At 39.5% G+C, this 243-nt stretch carries 1 pseudogene; it reads left to right on the top strand.

The annotated features are described in order from the left end of the window. Positions 1-230: pseudogene (locus SB717_RS38900) on the top strand (multidrug ABC transporter ATP-binding protein); the annotation flags it as partial. Positions 231-243: the final 13 nt, after the last annotated feature.

The following is a 243-nucleotide window of genomic DNA, read 5'->3' as shown; positions in this document are numbered from 1 at the left end:
CTACTTCCGCACTAGATACTGAGACGGAACTTGCAATTCAAAAATCACTTGCTGAATTAGCAGCTGGTCGTACAACGTTAGTTATCGCTCACAGACTTGCAACGATTAAAAATGCAGATCGAATCGTCGTTGTAAATAAAGACGGTATTGCAGAACAAGGTTCACATGATGAATTAATTGAGCGTGGCGGAGGATACAGTAGGTTATACGAAGCTCAGTTTAGTTCGTAAATATAATTTGTAC

This window comes from Priestia sp. SIMBA_032 (genome assembly GCF_046535215.1).
GTDB classification, from domain to species: domain Bacteria; phylum Bacillota; class Bacilli; order Bacillales; family Bacillaceae_H; genus Priestia; species Priestia aryabhattai.
Note: the sequence above shows the minus strand (reverse complement) of the source record. Positions and strands in the feature narration are given on the sequence as shown.